A 509-nucleotide genomic window follows, 5' to 3' on the forward strand; every position below is an offset into this window, starting at 1 on the left:
GGCCAGCAGGTCGTAGAACAGCATGACGGAGAGGTGGGGATTCTCCAGCCGGCGGTCCACGATCCGCTTCCCCAGATCATCCGGAATCACCCTGGATGATCCCCGGTCACTTCTGGGTTGGGGTTTCAGCCCGTCGATGTTGCGCTGGCGGTAATCCCAGAGCCAGCGCCGGATCGTCTTGGCGTTGTATTCCTTCTTCCCGTAGTGGGGAACGTCCCAGGTCTTCGACGCCACCTCCTCCAGGTAGGCCCTCGGATCGGCCACCTGGTTGTTCAGGAGCGGAGCGATCAGGGAAAAGCGAAACAAGGCAACATCCGTCTTCTGATCATCTGTCAGTCCCATGGATCTTGCACCTCCGTAAAATAGTTGGAGGTTGACCGGTCAACCATGATCCAATTGTAGAAAAAATGCCGCCATTCCGCCACGCAAAGGCTCTGTGGGATCATTGATCTTGAAGAAACGACCAAGTCCTTGTTAGAATGAAAGTGCCATAAAGTTAGCGAGGACGC

Annotated in this window: 1 protein-coding gene; it reads right to left on the bottom strand. The window is 55.6% G+C overall.

The window, feature by feature from the left end; genetic code table 11:
* Positions 1–342, bottom strand: a 342-nt coding sequence (locus QHG98_09790) for a helix-turn-helix domain-containing protein (protein MDH7598002.1), incomplete at its 3' end; no start/stop codon positions are given.
* Positions 343–509: the final 167 nt, after the last annotated feature.

It is taken from the genome of Methanothrix sp., from assembly GCA_029907715.1.
Classification (GTDB): domain Archaea; phylum Halobacteriota; class Methanosarcinia; order Methanotrichales; family Methanotrichaceae; genus Methanothrix_B.